Origin of the sequence: Martelella radicis (genome assembly GCF_014196625.1) — a bacterium.
Lineage (GTDB): Bacteria > Pseudomonadota > Alphaproteobacteria > Rhizobiales > Rhizobiaceae > Martelella > Martelella radicis.
The window spans coordinates 134424-150345 of record NZ_JACIDZ010000006.1; the positions used below are offsets into that span (position 1 = coordinate 134424).

The 15922-nt window shown below is 62.6% G+C and carries 15 protein-coding genes; 10 read left to right on the forward strand and 5 right to left on the reverse strand.

Features of this window, described 5'->3' with window-relative positions; genetic code table 11:
- Positions 1 to 7: 7 nt before the first annotated feature.
- The gene (gene thrC / locus GGR30_RS10705; protein WP_183486065.1) at positions 8 to 1408 is read right to left on the reverse strand and encodes a threonine synthase; all 1401 of its coding nucleotides are present in this window, start codon (positions 1406 to 1408) and stop codon (positions 8 to 10) included.
- Positions 1409 to 1608: 200 nt separating this feature from the next.
- Between thrC and GGR30_RS10710 the strand changes: the two genes are divergently transcribed.
- The gene (locus GGR30_RS10710) at positions 1609 to 2145 is read left to right on the forward strand and encodes a hypothetical protein (protein ID WP_183486067.1); all 537 of its coding nucleotides are present in this window, start codon (positions 1609 to 1611) and stop codon (positions 2143 to 2145) included.
- A 22-nt stretch (positions 2146 to 2167) separates the two neighbouring features.
- On the opposite strand, the gene GGR30_RS10715 is transcribed toward GGR30_RS10710, so the two are convergent.
- From GGR30_RS10715 to GGR30_RS10730, 4 genes are all read right to left on the reverse strand, one after another.
- Positions 2168 to 2857 (reverse strand): HAD family hydrolase, encoded by a 690-nt coding sequence (locus GGR30_RS10715; protein WP_183486069.1) that lies wholly within the window; start codon positions 2855 to 2857, stop codon positions 2168 to 2170.
- A 92-nt stretch (positions 2858 to 2949) separates the two neighbouring features.
- Positions 2950 to 3858 carry an NAD-dependent epimerase/dehydratase family protein gene (locus GGR30_RS10720; RefSeq protein WP_183486071.1) on the reverse strand — a complete coding sequence of 303 codons (909 nt, stop codon included), beginning with the start codon at positions 3856 to 3858 and terminating at the stop codon, positions 2950 to 2952.
- Positions 3855 to 4715 carry a glycosyltransferase gene (locus GGR30_RS10725; RefSeq protein ID WP_183486073.1) on the reverse strand — a complete coding sequence of 287 codons (861 nt, stop codon included), beginning with the start codon at positions 4713 to 4715 and terminating at the stop codon, positions 3855 to 3857. Before GGR30_RS10725 ends, GGR30_RS10720 begins: the two co-directional genes overlap by 4 nt.
- Positions 4716 to 4719: 4 nt before the next feature.
- Positions 4720 to 5940, reverse strand: a complete 1221-nt coding sequence (locus GGR30_RS10730) for an NAD-dependent epimerase/dehydratase family protein (protein ID WP_183486075.1) — start codon at positions 5938 to 5940, stop codon at positions 4720 to 4722.
- A gap of 298 nt (positions 5941 to 6238) precedes the next feature.
- Here GGR30_RS10730 and ybgC point away from each other — a divergent pair, with 298 nt between their 5' ends.
- From ybgC to ftsH, 9 genes are all read left to right on the forward strand, one after another.
- Positions 6239 to 6709 carry a tol-pal system-associated acyl-CoA thioesterase gene (gene ybgC, locus GGR30_RS10735; protein WP_183486077.1) on the forward strand — a complete coding sequence of 157 codons (471 nt, stop codon included), beginning with the start codon at positions 6239 to 6241 and terminating at the stop codon, positions 6707 to 6709.
- Between the two features lie 324 nt (positions 6710 to 7033).
- Positions 7034 to 7753, forward strand: coding sequence for a protein TolQ (tolQ, locus tag GGR30_RS10740; protein ID WP_138748323.1), 720 nt, complete (start codon positions 7034 to 7036; stop codon positions 7751 to 7753).
- Positions 7754 to 7771: 18 nt separating this feature from the next.
- On the forward strand, positions 7772 to 8224 hold the full coding sequence (gene tolR, locus GGR30_RS10745) for a protein TolR (protein ID WP_138748324.1): 453 nt from the start codon (positions 7772 to 7774) through the stop codon (positions 8222 to 8224).
- A 9-nt stretch (positions 8225 to 8233) separates the two neighbouring features.
- The gene (locus GGR30_RS10750; protein ID WP_183486079.1) at positions 8234 to 9385 is read left to right on the forward strand and encodes a hypothetical protein; all 1152 of its coding nucleotides are present in this window, start codon (positions 8234 to 8236) and stop codon (positions 9383 to 9385) included.
- Between the two features lie 79 nt (positions 9386 to 9464).
- On the forward strand, positions 9465 to 10772 hold the full coding sequence (gene tolB, locus GGR30_RS10755; protein ID WP_183486081.1) for a Tol-Pal system beta propeller repeat protein TolB: 1308 nt from the start codon (positions 9465 to 9467) through the stop codon (positions 10770 to 10772).
- A gap of 209 nt (positions 10773 to 10981) precedes the next feature.
- A complete protein-coding gene (pal, locus tag GGR30_RS10760; protein WP_425488350.1) occupies positions 10982 to 11527 on the forward strand; it encodes a peptidoglycan-associated lipoprotein Pal in 546 nt (181 codons plus the stop codon).
- Between the two features lie 160 nt (positions 11528 to 11687).
- Positions 11688 to 12506 (forward strand): tol-pal system protein YbgF, encoded by an 819-nt coding sequence (gene ybgF / locus GGR30_RS10765; protein ID WP_183486082.1) that lies wholly within the window; start codon positions 11688 to 11690, stop codon positions 12504 to 12506.
- The gene (tilS, locus tag GGR30_RS10770) at positions 12500 to 13822 is read left to right on the forward strand and encodes a tRNA lysidine(34) synthetase TilS (RefSeq protein ID WP_183486084.1); all 1323 of its coding nucleotides are present in this window, start codon (positions 12500 to 12502) and stop codon (positions 13820 to 13822) included. Before ybgF ends, tilS begins: the two co-directional genes overlap by 7 nt.
- A gap of 110 nt (positions 13823 to 13932) precedes the next feature.
- Positions 13933 to 15879 (forward strand): ATP-dependent zinc metalloprotease FtsH, encoded by a 1947-nt coding sequence (ftsH, locus tag GGR30_RS10775; RefSeq protein WP_183486086.1) that lies wholly within the window; start codon positions 13933 to 13935, stop codon positions 15877 to 15879.
- The last annotated feature ends 43 nt before the right edge of the window (positions 15880 to 15922 follow it).

The window sequence follows — 15922 nt, forward strand, 5'->3', positions numbered from 1 at the left end:
CTGTTTCCTATCGTTGGCTTCCAGTGTTCAGTCCGTTGCGAACGAACGCTTCCACCGTGTCGAGATCGGGGGGAAGGACACTGAAACGCTCCTCCTTGTCCATCAGGCCAGCAAGCCATGCCGGAAGCGCCGGGTCAATACCACTCGCCGATTTTACGGCCGCCGGGAACTTCGCCGGATGGGCGGTTGCGAGCACAATCATGGGGTTTGTCGCCTGGTAGGCGCGCGCGACCGCCGTGGCCACCGCCGTGTGCGGGTCAATCAGCACGCCGGTCTCTTCAAGCGTGCGTGCGATCTCGGCTGCCGCTTGGCTCTGGTCGGTGCGGCCTGCGTCAAAAACCTGACGAATGCGCGCTATCGTGTCCTCCTCTATATCGAAGGCGCCGGATTGTTTGAGGCTTGCCATCGCGCGGCGAACATAGCCGGCATCGCGCCCGCTCGCCTCGAACAGAAGACGTTCGAAATTGGAGGAGATCTGGATGTCCATCGACGGCGAGGTCGTGGCTTCGACGCCGCGCATCTCGTAGCGCCCTGTCTCGAGCGCGCGGGCGAGAATGTCATTCTCATTGGTGGCGATCACCAGCCGGCCGACGGGAAGGCCGATCTGCCGCGCGACATAGCCGGCGAAGATGTCGCCGAAATTGCCTGTCGGGACGGTGAAGTCGATTTCGCGGTCCGGCGCGCCGAGCGAAATGCCGGCGGTGAAATAATAGACCACCTGCGCCATGATCCGCGCCCAGTTGATCGAGTTGACGCCGGAGAGCTTCACCTCGTCCCGGAAACCGCCGTCTGCAAACATCGCCTTGACGAGGTTCTGGCAATCGTCGAAATGCCCTTCGACGGCGATCGCGTGAACATTGGCGGCGCCGAGCGTGGTCATCTGCCGCTGTTGCACCGGCGAGACCTTGCCGTGCGGGAAGAGGATGAAGATGTCGGTGCGCGTGCTGGCCGCAAAGGCGTCGATTGCAGCGCCGCCGGTATCGCCCGAGGTCGCGCCGACGATCGTGGCGCGCGCATCACGTTGTTCGAGCGCGTAATCCATCAGCCGCGCCAGGAGTTGCATGGCCACATCCTTGAACGCGAGCGTCGAGCCATGGAACAGTTCAAGCGTGAAGCGGTTCGCACCGCTTTGGATGATCGGTGCCACCGCTGCATGCCTGAAGGTGGCATAGGCTTCTTCGATCATGGCCTGGAGGCGAGCATCGGGGATTTCGCCGCCGACAAACGGCTTGATGATGGCAAAGGCGATTTCCTGATAAGACTTGCCGCGCAGCGCCCTTATGTCGTCGGCCGACATCTTCGGCCAATCGCGCGGCAGGTAGAGCCCGCCATCCGTTGCAAGTCCTGCGAGAAGCGCGTCCGAGAAACCGAGGGTCGGGGCGTCTCCCCGCGTCGAAATATAGTCCACGCATAGCCCCTTTGTGCTTGCCAGGTTCCTGAAAATGTCTAGCTTGTGGCACGCTTTGGCCTTACCGGTTATCACGGAAGGGCTTCGGGTATGCCTCGTGCCTGCGGGTCATGCCAGACATCGAATTCTTGCGTTCGCGCTGATATAGAACAAAGCCGGAGGGCTTGAAAAGCCCTTGAGAGAGGAAAGGAATACTCGCCGTGTCATTTCGCACTACCCGCCGCCTGGCTGCTGTTCTGGCCCTTTCCGGCCTCGCGGCCTGCTCCACTGCCACCCCGGAACCGGAGCCCCAGCCCGCCCAGCCGATCACCCCGGGCATCAATCTGACGGCGCTCTCGCGCATCTGCCCGCAGGCGATGCTGGATGATGACCAGGCCTTCAGGCGCGTCTATTCGCCCGCCAGTTCCAGTTCGCCCGAAAACCTCGTCTACCAGGCCTCTCTTGCCGAATATACGCGCACCTGCACAGTCGCGCCGACGGGGGATCAGCTTGTGCTGCAGGTCGCCGTCGCCGGCCGCCTGATCGGCGGTCCGAAGGCCAGGCCCGGCACCTACAAGGTGCCCGTGCGCGTCGAAGTGGTCGATGGCGATGTCGCGCTTTACGACAAGGTCACGGTCCAGGAGGTCGAACTGCCGGCCGAGGGTCTTTCGACCCAGTTCCTGTTCCGCGCCAATGACCTGCCGGTTCCTGTCACCGCCGGCGAAAACACTCGGGTCAGGATCGGGATCGACAGATAGCCGGAACCGGACGCGGACGCCGTCAAACGGCGTCCGACCATTCCAGAAGCGCGGTCGCGACTGCCGGCAGGTCTTCCATGCGATGGATCACCGTCTCGGCGCCGGCCTCGGTCAGCTTGTCGGCATGGGTCGGTCCGGTGTGCGACGCGCCGGTAAAGCCGACGACGCGCATGCCGGCTGCCTTGGCGCCGGTGACGCCGTGAACCGAATCCTCGATCACCAGCGTGTTCTCAGGCCGCGCCCCCATCTTTTCCGCGCCGTGCAGGAAGACGTCCGGCTTCGGCTTGACCCGGTCGGGGCCGAGGCTTTCGGCGGAGAAGATGTTCGGCTTGAACAGGTCGATATAGCCGACCTTGGTCAGCATCGCCTTGATGCGGTCTTCCGTCGAATTGGAGCAGACGCAGCGCGGCTCGGAAAGCTGGTCCACGGCCTCGCGCACGCCCGGGATCGACTGCAACTCGCGCTTCAGCCGCTCATCGAGGATGGTCTTGTGCTGTTCGATCAGGCTGGCCTGCAGCGGAATGGCGGCTTCCTTCTCCACGGCAATCAGGATGTCGCGGAAGGTCAGGCCCGAAAAGCGTTCGCCGATCTCGCCGGCGGTGATCGGGTAGCCGGCCTCGCTCAATAGCCTGGATTCCACCTGGGCGGCGAGAAATTCGGAATCGACGAGAACGCCGTCGCAGTCGAAAATGATGAGGTCAAAGCGGCTCATTGAGAAATCCTGTTGGTCATTTCAGTCTTGGGCGCGGCACGATAGCATGCCGGAGATAGTGTCAAAGGATGTTCAGATCAAATTCGCGTTGATCACGAACCGGGATGACGGGCCAGAAATCCTTCGACCAGGGTCTGTAGCGTTGCCGAGAAGAGCGGCATGCCGCCCGTTCGCCAGCCGAGCGCATTCAGCCGGCTTGTGGCCATGACGCTGACCTGGTCATGGTCGGCGCGCGCGGGCAAGGGGTGGGGCGAGGCAAGCGCTGCCTTTAAGGGCGCCAGGATGGTGTGATTGTCGACCACGATGTCTGAGACGTTAAGCGCCTTGCCGGAGACCTTGGGAATGTGGGCGCCGAGCACGGCGAGAACTCCGCCGGCGAGATCGCGGCCGTGAAGCTCGCTTCCGGCCCGCGGCGAGATCGTCCTGCCCTCCAGATAATCGGAGAAGAGGCTCTCCCATTTGTTGGGGTAGAGGTCGCCGTAAATGCCGGTTGCCCTGAGGCTCGCCGGCACGAAACCGGGCGCTGCAAGGGCGGCAAGGGCCTTCTCCGCCTCAAGCTTGGCCTTGCCGTAAAGGCTTGCCGGTTCCGGCGCAAGCGTCTCGGAAAGCGCCGTTCCCGCAGGATAGCCGTCGAAGACGGCGCGGCTTGAGAGGAAGAGACAGTGCCTTACGCCGGCCTGCCGTGCGGCCTCGAACAGGGCGACGCTGCCGTCGACATTCAGCCTGAGAAAGCCCGCCGGATCGTCTCCCTCGCCGCCGCGATAGCGCCCCGGCACATGGGAAAAGGCGGCATGGACGAAGACGTCGATGCCGTCGAACAGCGCACCGTCTGGCTTTCCTGCCGCAAGGTCGAGCGGCCGGTAGCCGACGGCCGGGGAAAACAGCCCGTCGGCCGGAGCCCTGCGGCCGGCAACCGTGACCTTGTGGCCCGCCGCAAGGCATTCTTCCACGATGTAGCGGCCGGCAAGTCCGGTTCCTCCGCTGACGAGCAGGTGTTTCATGCTGGTTTTTTCGGGTTCTCGAGCGTTGCGATATCGGGGATCCGGTCACCGTCGAAATAGGCCCACCAGAGATCGATCAGCGGTTTGAGCGCTTCGGCGCGCGGATGGTCCTCTTCCCATGGCTTTTCGTACTGGAAGTGCAAGACGCCGATATCGGACCAGCTCCAGAGGTCCGGCATGTTGAACCAGACATATTGCAGCATGTTCATGAACACCGGTAGGCCGTGCCAGTCGGGAAAGAAGGTCTGCAGGAAGGTCTGGTCGGTGCGCCGCCAGAAGGCCTCCGGCGCATCGAGCGCTTCGAGCATGGCGCCGAAGGTCGCAAGATCCGGGCGGGCGACGAAGACGCCGGAATTCAGCCGGTGGAAGTCGGCAAGGCTCTCGTAGACGTTCGGCGCGGCCGAAAACTCCGGATAGAAGAACAGCTTGTCGATATTCTTCAAGACGATGGCATCGGCATCGATAAACACGACCGCATGATATTCGACAAGCTGCCAGAGCCTCAGCTTGCAGAAATTGTCGAGGGGCGTGTGGAAGTCCGGCTTGCGGCCCTTGGTGAAGGGCGCATTGCCATGCACTTCGCGCCGCGCATGGCGGGCGTTGAACGCATCCGACAAGGGCAGATGGTCGACGCTGATCATCCGGCAGCCGATATCTTCGAGCTGTTTCAGGCTCTCCTCCGGCGTGCCGCCGGTGAAGAGCACGACGACATCGGCCGGCGTGCCGGTGAGAAGGATCGAGCGGGCAAGCGCCAGCGCACCCATCGCATAGTCTGCGTTGGTGACAAGCGTGACGAAGGCGAACGGAGCCTTGGCGTCCGCGCTGCGGCGGACGCCTTCGTTTGAAGGATCAGGCATCAAATCAAGAAACCGATTTCAGCGACTTGCCTTCGGGATCGCGGTTGATCTTGGTGGCAATGTCCTTGGTCCAGGCGGAAACGGCCGGAACGCGCTTGCGGTCGACGCGATAGGCATATTTCTTGGCGATATCGACGATCTCTTCCAGAAGCCCTTCCTTCAGCGTCGTCGGGTTGAGGCCGAGGGAGAGGAACTTGTCGTTCTTGACGATCAGGTCGTTCTCCGGCGCCTCCTTGCGCGGGTTGGGCAGCCAGGCGATCTCGGTTCCGCTCATCTCCGAGATCATCTTCGCCAGATCGCGCACCCGGTGGGTCTCGGTCATCTGGTTGAAGATCTCGACGCGGGCGTTCTTCTCCGGCGGATTGTTGAGCGCGAGCTCGATGCAGCGCACCGAATCCTGGATGTGGATGAAGGCGCGGGTCTGGCCGCCGACGCCGTGGACGGTCAGCGGATAGCCGATTGCCGCCTGTATCAGGAAGCGGTTCAGCACCGTGCCGTAATCGCCGTCATAGTCGAAACGGTTGATCAGCTGCGGATGGCGCTTGGTCTGCTCGGTGTGCGTGCCCCAGACGATGCCCTGATGCAGATCGGTGATGCGAAGGCCGTCATTCTTGGCATAGAAGGCGAAGAGAAGCTGATCCAGGCACTTGGTCATGTGGTAGATCGAGCCGGGGTTCGACGGATAGAGGATTTCCTGGCTGACCTTCTCGCCGGTCGTCGCCTCGATATCCACCGGCAGATAGCCTTCCGGGATCGCCGCGCCGACGGTCGAATAGCCATAGACGCCCATCGTGCCGAGGTGAATGATGTGGGAATCGAGACCGATCTCGACGAGTGCGTTCAGAAGATTGTGCGTCGCGCTGACATTGTTGTCGACCGTGTAGTTCTTGTGCCGGTCCGACTTCATCGAATAGGGGGCGGCGCGCTGTTCGGCGAAATGGATGATCGCGTCCGGCTTTTCTTCGGCGAGCCATTTCTTCAGGATCTCGTAGTCCTTGGCGAGATCGATCAGGTGGAAATGGATCCGGCGGCCAGTTTCCGCGTGCCAGATGCGGGTGCGCTCCTGGATGGAGTCCATCGGCGTCAGCGATTGAACGCCGAGCTCGGTGTCGATCCAGCGCCGCGACAGGTTGTCGATGATATGGATTTCGTGTCCGGCATCTGACAGATGCAGCGACGTCGGCCATCCGATGAACCCGTCTCCGCCCATAACCGCAATTTTCATGGAGCCACTCCGATCCGTTTTGTCATGCAGTGAAATTCGGTGTTAACCGAAACCAGTATGACATAAATGCAATGGTTTTTTTACGCAATCTCTCGCAATGCCGCGCCGACGACCTCTGAAGCGGTCATTTTGCCGTTGCAATCGAGCAATCGGCGGTACTAGAGCGCCGTGCGTCCATTCGGACGCACAAAGGACGCTCTAACATATTGAGTCTACGCATCGTGCTTTCCGAAAATCGATTTCGATTTTCGGGCCGATGCGTTAGGAAAGTGCGAAATCAGCTGATGCGGGGTCCGATATGACAGAAGAACGTTCAAAAGATGGTCCGGATCTGTGTGGCTGGCTTGAGAATGGCGAGCACCATTTGCGTCAGCGGGTCTATTACGAGGACACGGACTTTTCCGGCGTCGTCTATCACGCCCGTTACCTGCATTTCCTCGAGCGCGGCCGCACCGACTACCTGCGCTGCCTTGGCGTCGAGCAGCGCACGCTGCACACGATCGACGAGGAAGGGCTGGCCTTCGCCGTCCATCACATGGACCTCAAATTCATCCGGCCGGCGCGTATGGATGATATTCTGGAGATCACCACGAAAACGACGCGGGCGACCGGAGCGCGCATGGTGCTGGAGCAGTCGATCTCCGCTGCCGGCGTGCTTCTGACGACCGCAACGGTCACCGTGGTCGTTATCAACAAACACGGCCGCGCGCGGCGGATGCCGGACGATCTGGCGGCGACATTGCTGCAGGCAAGGGAAGATCAGGCCTGAGCCTGCTGCATCGGGCTTGCTAAAACATGAGTATTATGTGAAGGAATTCCGCCATCGCCCTGCGGGGTGGCGTGATCCTCGGCGCGCGCCATGGATTTCAGGGGTTTCGGCCCTCTGGTAACCGGGCGTTAACCATGATCATGTTTCATGTGAGAAGCGGGATTTCGGGCGGTTTTGCCTAGGTTTCACCACGTTTTTATACGAGATGAAACTAATATGCGGAAGCTTCGCAATCCCATCGCAAACCGAACACTTAATCTCGCAGGCGGCTCTAACCGTACCCGCCCGGTCAAACGGGCCCATATATTCAAGGACTTACGTCACATGGAACAGCTTGGGTTGGAAGCAGCACACGCCGATGTCGGCCTTCTGGCGCTCTTCATGCAGGCCGGACTGATCGTCAAACTGGTCATGATCGGCCTGATCGCCGCCTCGGTCTGGACGTGGGCGATCGTGATCGAGAAGATCATCGCCTACAACAAGGAACGCCGCGCCTATAACCAGTTCGAGGATGCCTTCTGGTCCGGCACCTCGCTGGAAAAACTCTATTCGAATCTTTCCGAGCGCAAGACGTCCGGCATGTCGGCGGTTTTCGTGGCTGCCATGCGCGAGTGGAAAAAATCCTTCGAGCGCGGCGCGCGTGCCCCCGTCGGCCTGCAGATGCGCGTGGAAAAGGCGATGGATGTCGCCATCCAGCGCGAATCGGAAAAGCTGGAGGCCCGCCTCGGCTTCCTCGCCAGCACCGGTTCGGCAGCGCCCTTTATCGGTCTCTTCGGCACCGTTGTCGGCATCATGACCTCCTTCCAGGCGATCGCCGGTTCGAAATCGACCAATCTCGCCGTCGTCGCCCCCGGCATTGCCGAGGCGCTTCTGGCAACCGCCATCGGCCTCGTTGCCGCCATTCCCGCCGTTGTCGCCTACAACAAGTTCTCCGCTGATTCCGGAAAGCTGGTGGGCCGCATGGAAGGCTTTGCCGACGAGTTCGCCGCGATCCTGTCGCGTCAGATCGACGAGAAACTCCAGTCGCGCCCGGCCGCGGAATAATCCGAGGGAGATAGCGATATGGGAATGACCGCAGGAACAAGTGCCTCGGGCGGCAGCCGCCGGGGACGAAGACGCGCCCGGCGCGGCCCCGTCAGCGAAATCAACGTGACGCCGCTCGTCGACGTCATGCTCGTGCTTTTGATCATCTTCATGGTCGCCGCGCCGATGATGACCGTCGGCGTGCCGATCGACCTGCCGGAAACGCAGGCGCAGGCGCTCAATTCCGATACCCAGCCGATCACGATTTCGGTCAATCCGGAAGGCCAGATCTATCTTCAGGAAACCGAGATCGGTATCGACGAGGTCGTGCCGAAGCTCGAGGCGATCGCGACGACCGGCTATTCCGAGCGCATCTATGTGCGTGGCGACGCCAATGCCGATTACGGCACGGTGATGCGGGTGATGGCCCGGATTTCGGCGGCGGGTTTCAAGAATATCGGCCTGGTGACCCTGCAGGAACAGGATAGCTGATTTTCCGCCATGACGCGCAGCATCGCCATTTCTTTTGTTCTGCACTGTCTGGTCATCGGCTGGGCAGTGTTTCTGCTCGGCTCGCCGCCGTCCATGGAAGTGGCGGATGTCGATGCCCTGCCGGTGACGCTGATCCCGGTTCAGGACATCACCCAGGTGCAGGAAGGCGATCAGGATGCGGAGCTAGCCGAGATCGCAGCACCCGTCCCGACGCGGCGTCAGGACCAGGTGGCGGATGCGCAGAATGTCGGCGAAAACGAGATCGACCTGAACAGGGCGGAACAGGCGACGCCTGACAATGTGGAGCAGGAGCAGGCGGCGCTGCCGACGCCTTCCGCCGCCGAAACGCCGGAGCCTGCGCCGCAGCAGGACGTCGCGGAGGCCCCGCCGCCTGTGCCCGAACCCGCACAGCGTCCCGAGCCCACACCAGAGCCGGCGCCCACGCCTGAACCCGAGCCTGCACCTGCGCCCGAGCCGACCCCGGCGCCAGAACCTGCGCCCGAGCCGGAAGCCGTTGAAACGCCCGAGCCAGCACCCGCGCCAACGCCGGAGCCGGCCGAGGCCAGTGCGCCCGAACCGGAGCCCGCTCCGCCAGCCGAGCCGGCTGAGCCTGAACTGGCTTTCCCGGATCAGGCGCCCCTGCCGACGCGCCGTCCCGCGCAGCCGGCGCTGCGCGAGACCCGCACGGCGCAAGCCCCGCAAACCGACAGCCAGACGACGGCTTCCACGGAAACCGACGACTTCAATGTCGACGACATCGCCGCGCTCCTGAACCGGACCGAGGCGACCGGCGGCGGCGCGCGGCGCACGGAAACGCCGGCGGCCCTCGGCACGCAGCGCCCCAGCAATTCCGCGCAGCTTTCCCAGAGCGAACTCGACGCGCTGCGCGGCCAGATCCAGCGCAACTGGTCGATCCTTGCCGGGCTTGACGGCGCGGAAGGCGTGCGCATACGCATACACATGAAGCTTGATCCATCCGGTGCGATTGTCGGAACGCCCGAGGTGACGGCAACCGGCGGCAGCGAGAGCGCGCGGCGGATTCTCGCCGGCGGCGCGCGGCGCGCGGTGCTGAAATCCTCGCCCTTCGTCCAACTTCCGCCGGAAAAATATGACGCCTGGAGCGAGGTTATCGTGAACTTTGACCCGAGCCAGATGCTTTAACGGATAACCGGAGGAAAGCGGAGGGCGCCAGCCCGCCGCATCAGACCGTCGCACTCAACGCTGAAAGGCCTGACCTGTCATGCTCAAACGCTGTCTCGTATTTCTTTCTGTCGCCTGGGCCGGCCTCGGCCTCGCTTTCGTGGCACCGGCCTATGCGCTGGTCGAGATCGACATCTCGCGCGGCAATGTCCAGCCGCTGCCGATCGCGATCACCGATTTCATTTCCGATGACGGGCTGGGCGCTGATATTTCCGGCGTGATCGCCGCCGATCTGCAGCGCTCCGGCCTGTTCAAGCCGATCGACCGCTCGGCCTTCATCCAGCAGATCAACGACCCCGACCAGACGCCGCGCTTCCAGGACTGGCAGTTGATCAACGCCGAGGCGCTGGTTGTCGGCCGCGTCACTCGCGAGGCGGACGGCCGTTTGCGTTCGGAGTTCCGGCTGTGGGATACCTATGCCGGCCAGCAGATCATCGGCCAGCAATTCTATACCCAGCCCGACAACTGGCGGCGCGTCGCCCACATCATCGCCGATTCGATCTATCAGGCGCTGACGGGTGAACAGGGCTATTTCGACAGCCGTATCGTTTATGTTTCCGAAAGCGGACCGAAAACCGACCGCAAGCGGCAGCTCGCGATCATGGATCAGGACGGCTACAATGTGCGCATGCTGACCGACGGCCAGTACATGGTGCTCACGCCGCGCTTCTCGCCCAACCGGCAGGAAGTCACCTACATGTCCTATGAGAACGACCAGCCGCGCGTCTATCTGCTGCAGCTTGAAACCGGCCAGCGCGAGGTCGTCGGCAATTTCCCCGGCATGACGTTCGCGCCGCGCTTTTCGCCGGACGGCCAGCGCATCATCATGAGCCTCCAGCAGGACGGCAATGCCAATATCTACACGATGGATCTGAGGACCCGTGCGACCACGCGCCTGACGAGCACGGCCGCGATCGATACCTCGCCGTCCTATGCGCCCGATGGTAACCAGATCGTGTTCGAGAGCGATCGCGGCGGTCGCCAGCAGCTTTACGTGATGAATGCCGATGGTTCGAACCAGCACCGCATCTCATTCGGCGACGGCAGCTATTCGACGCCGGTCTGGTCGCCGCGCGGTGACCTCATCGCCTTTACCAAGCAATCCGGGGGCAAGTTCTCGATCGGCGTGATGAAGCCGGACGGCAGCGGCGAGCGCATCCTGACCACCGGCTTTCACAATGAAGGTCCGACCTGGGCGCCGAATGGCCGCGTGCTGATGTTCTTCCGGCAGAATGCCGGGGAGGGCGGTCCGCACCTTTATTCCATCGACCTGACAGGCTATAATGAACAGCGGATTTCGACGCCTGATTTCGCCTCCGATCCGGCCTGGTCGCCGCTTCTCGAATAGCGGCGCTTGAGGGTTTCCGACTTCGCATTTACCCTTTGTTAACGATATTCGTTGAGGGGGGATTAACGGCGATTTGCTAGGTCATTTCGTCAAAGCCGGCAGGTGCGCATGATGCAATCAGCGCACGGCCGTCACGGTAGAAAAATCGCGTATCTGAGCCGACCCGATGATGTCGGACACTTGATTGGAACGCTTGAAGGAGAGCGGTAATGAGCCGAGCCATGCTTGGAGTTGAAGGCCTTTCCAGGAAAAGGACGATGAGGCCTGCTATTGTCGCGCTGTGCGCGGTCATGGCGCTTGGCCTTGCCGGCTGCGCATCCAAGCAGGATGGCAATCTGCCGGGCACCGGCCAGGGCATGGCGGGCGCCAATGCGGGCGTCGCTTCCGCCGGAAGCGTTCAGGATTTTGACCTCAATGTCGGCGACACGGTCTATTTCGAGACCGATTCGGCTGCGATCACGCCGATCGCCGCCCAGACGCTCGACAAGCAGGCGCAGTGGCTGCAGCGCTACACCAGCTATGCCATCCGCATTGAGGGCCATGCCGATGAACGCGGCACGCGCGAATATAACCTGGCGCTCGGCGCCCGCCGCGCCACGGCCACCAAGAACTATCTCGTCTCGCGCGGCATCCCGGCCAACCGGATCTCGACGATTTCCTACGGCAAGGAACGCCCCGTCGCCGTCTGCGACAACATTTCCTGCTGGTCGCAGAACCGCCGCACGGTGACCGTGCTCAAGGGCGCGGGAAGCTGATCGGGACTGATCGATGAAGAAAAAACCGGCCTCGAGCCGGTTTTTTTGTGTCCGCAGTGCATGAAAATGCGTTTTGATCTAAATATGGCCGAAAACGGCATGTCGGTGAACATGCAGGTCTGTTTTACTGGTTTCAGGGACAGTTTTTGGGAAAGGGATCATGAGAAAAGCAATTTTGTGTCTGCTTGCAGGCTCCGCCGTCCTCGGCATGCAGGCAAGCGCCTCGGCAGCCGGCCTGTCGCTGTTTCCGACAACCGGCGGCGGACAAGGTCAGGTGGTTCAGGTTCAGGCAACCGACCCCGCCATGCGGATCATGCAGCTTGAGGAGCAGGTCCGGAACCTCAACGGCCAGGTCGAGGATTTGAGCTTCCAGCTTCTGCAAATGGAGGAACGGATCCGCAAGTTGCAGGAGGACATGGAGTTCCGCCTGCAGGACCTGGAAAGCGGCATGGCCGCGCCGCCTTCATCGGGCAGCGGGCCGGACAATGAAACGGCGTCGATCGACAACCCGCCGCCCATGCCCGACAGCGCCATGAATGACGCCACCATGCCCGGCGACGTCTCGCCCGACCTGCCGGAAGGCGCGGAAGGCGGCGGCGATGACGCCGCCTTCTACAATGTCGCCTACAACCTCATCCTTTCCGGCGACTACCAGCAGGCCGAGGATGCTTTCGGCGAATTCGTGCTGAGCTATCCGAACAGTCCGCTTATTCCCGATGCGAGCTTCTGGCTCGGCGAATCGATGCTGGCGCAACAGAAATACAACGAGGCCGCCAAGACCTTCCTGAACGCCTACAAGGCCTATGGCACCTCCGACAAGGCCCCGGAAATGCTGCTGAAGCTCGGTCAGTCGCTGGCCGGCATGGACAACAAGGATGCCGCCTGCGCCACCTTCGCCGAAGTGCCCACGCGTTATCCGGACGCCGCCCGGGCGGTTCTCGACAAGGCAAGCGCGGAACTGACGGCCAACGGATGCTGACGCCGGCCCCGGCCGCCGTTTCCTCCGATGCCCGCGCGGTCGAGACCGCTTCACGGCAATTCCTGCTTTCGCTCAAGAAAGATTGCCATCTCCTCGTTGCCGTTTCCGGCGGCGGCGATTCGATCGGCCTGCTGACGGCGCTGGATGAGATGCGTCTTGCTTCGGGCCGAGACGACGTCAGGCTGTCGGCGGCAACCGTTGACCACGGCCTGCGCCCGGCGGCAGCCGAGGAGGCGGCATGGGTCGCGACGTTCTGCGCGCGGCGCGGCATTGCTCACCGGACACTGCGATGGGAGGGGGAGAAGCCGGGCTCGGGACTGATGGCCGCGGCCCGTAACGCCCGTTATCGACTGCTCTGCGACGAGGCAGGGCGCATCGGCGCTGATGCCATTGTGCTTGCCCATACGATGGAGGATCAGGCCGAGACCCTCGCCATGCGCCGTGCGCGCAACGGAACCGCGCTCGCAAGCGGCATGGCCGGGCGGACGCTGATCGCGGCGACGAGCTGGGCCGTGCGCCCGTTCTTGCGCATCCGGCGTGAGGCGATCCGGGATTTCCTTGAAGCGCGCGGTCTCGCCTGGATTGATGATCCGAGCAATGACGACACCCGTTTCGAGCGCGTGCGCATGCGCCAAATGGTGCGCAACCGCGTCGAGGCGCTGGCCGACGAGGCGGAAGATGCCGCGCGGGCGCGAGTAGCCCTGTCGCTCGGAGCCGCAGCGCTTTTTGCCGAGGCTGTTACGCTTCATGACGGCCTAGTCGCCGAGATCGATGCGGGGCGGCTTGCCGATGATCACGCTCCGGCGCGCTATCTTCTCAATGTGCTGGTGTCCGCGCTTGGCGGGCTCGCCTATGGTCCGGGCGGCGCGGCGCTCGACCGGGTGTCGGCGCTGTGTTCCGCGCCCCATGGCGCGCGCATGACGACCGGGCGCTGCCTGTTCGAGAAGCATCGGCATTCGCTCTTCATCCTGCGTGAAGCGCGTGAACTGTCGGAAGCCGAGGTCGCGCCAGGAGATAGCGCGGTCTGGGATGGACGTTTTCGAATCGAAAACCGCGCGTGCGAACCGCTGCACATCCGCCCTGCCGGCGCTGGTGCGGAGAGCTTATGCGATGCCGCCGGCCTGCCGCGTCGTCTTGCGCGGCTTGCAGGCGCGGTCCGTCCCGTCCTGCCTGCGGTCGCTGACATTTCCGCCGCTCCGTTCCTGGCGCCGTTCGACCGGTTCCTGCCGGGTTTCGATCTGGCGCTGGCCAATACTCTGGCGGAGGCTTTCGCGCGCCCGGCCTATCCTGATCCGGCTTCGGCCTATTTGCGTTGAGAAAATGAATCTTGGGACGGGCTTGTCTTGGCAAGACATGGCACCGACCCTATGTTAGGCGTAATTCAGCGGCATTCTGACGTGCCGGAAATATGATTTCGGGGAGTTTAATGAACCCAAACCTACGCAATATTGCGCTGTGGGCCATAATCGCGTTGCTGCTGGTCGCGCTGTTCAGCATGTTCCAGTCGACGCCGTCGCAGAACACCGGCAACCAGGTGGCCTATTCGCAATTCGTGACCAGTGTTGAATCCGGCAGGGTCAAGGAAGTGACCATCACCGGCAACAACATCACCGGCACTTACACGAGTGGCGGGTCGCCCTTCCACACCTATGCCCCGGTCATCGACGACAACCTGCTCACCAAGCTCGAGAACAACAATGTCGACGTCACGGCCAAGCCCGTCAGCGATGGTTCGGGCGGTATCCTGAGCTATGTCGGCACGCTTCTGCCCATGCTGTTGATCCTCGGCGTCTGGCTGTTCTTCATGCGCCAGATGCAGGGCGGTTCGCGCGGCGCGATGGGCTTCGGCAAGTCCAAGGCCAAGCTTCTGACGGAGGCCCATGGCCGCGTGACCTTTGACGATGTCGCCGGCGTTGACGAGGCCAAGCAGGATCTGGAAGAGATCGTTGAATTCCTGCGCGACCCGCAGAAATTCCAGCGTCTCGGCGGTCGTATTCCGCGCGGCGTCCTGCTCGTCGGCCCGCCCGGCACGGGTAAGACGCTTCTGGCGCGCTCGGTCGCCGGCGAGGCCAATGTGCCGTTCTTCACCATTTCCGGTTCCGACTTCGTTGAAATGTTCGTCGGCGTCGGCGCATCCCGCGTGCGCGACATGTTCGAGCAGGCCAAGAAGAACGCCCCCTGCATCATCTTCATCGACGAAATCGACGCGGTCGGCCGTCATCGCGGCGCCGGTCTCGGCGGCGGCAATGACGAACGCGAGCAGACGCTGAACCAGCTTCTGGTGGAGATGGACGGCTTCGAGGCCAATGAGGGTATCATCCTGATCGCGGCGACCAACCGTCCCGACGTTCTTGACCCGGCGCTTCTGCGTCCCGGCCGTTTCGACCGTCAGGTCGTGGTGCCGAACCCGGACATTGTCGGCCGCGAGCGCATTCTCAAGGTTCACGCCCGCAACACGCCGTTGGCACCCAATGTCGATCTCAAGGTCGTCGCACGCGGCACCCCTGGTTTTTCCGGCGCGGACCTGATGAACCTCGTCAACGAGGCGGCGCTGATGGCGGCGCGGCGCAACAAGCGCCTTGTCACCATGGCCGAGTTCGAGGACGCCAAGGACAAGATCATGATGGGCGCCGAGCGGCGCTCCACCGCGATGACCGAGGCGGAGAAGAAGCTGACGGCCTATCACGAAGCCGGTCATGCGATCGTTGCGCTGAAGGTGCCGGTGGCTGATCCCGTCCACAAGGCGACGATCATTCCGCGCGGCCGTGCACTTGGCATGGTGATGCAGCTGCCGGAGGGCGACCGCTATTCCATGAGCTACAAGTGGATGATCTCGCGGCTCGCGATCATGATGGGCGGGCGCGTTGCCGAGGAAATCACCTTCGGCAAGGACAACATCACCTCCGGTGCTTCATCCGATATCGAGCAGGCGACCAAGCTTGCGCGGGCGATGGTGACGCAATGGGGCTTTTCCGACGAGCTCGGCCAGGTCTCCTATGGCGAGAACCAGCAGGAGGTCTTCCTTGGCCATTCGGTGTCGCAGAGCAAGACCGTCTCCGAATCGACCGCCCAGAAGATCGATTCCGAAGTGCGGCGCCTGATCGATGAGGCCTATATCGAGGCGACGAATATCCTGAAGGACAATCACGACGGCTTCGTCGCCATTGCCGAGGGGCTTCTTGAATACGAGACGCTCTCCGGCGACGAGATCAAGGCGATCCTGCAGGGCGAAAAGCCCTCGCGCGACCTTGGCGACGATACCCCGCCCTCGCGCGGCTCGGCGGTGCCCTCCATGGGGCCGAAGAAGGATGCCCCCTCGGGCAAGCCTTCGGACGGCACGGAAGGCGACGGCTTCAAGCCCCAGCCGAACTGATAGGAAGAACCGCCGGCGCCGACCGGCGGTTTTTTTGTCTCGA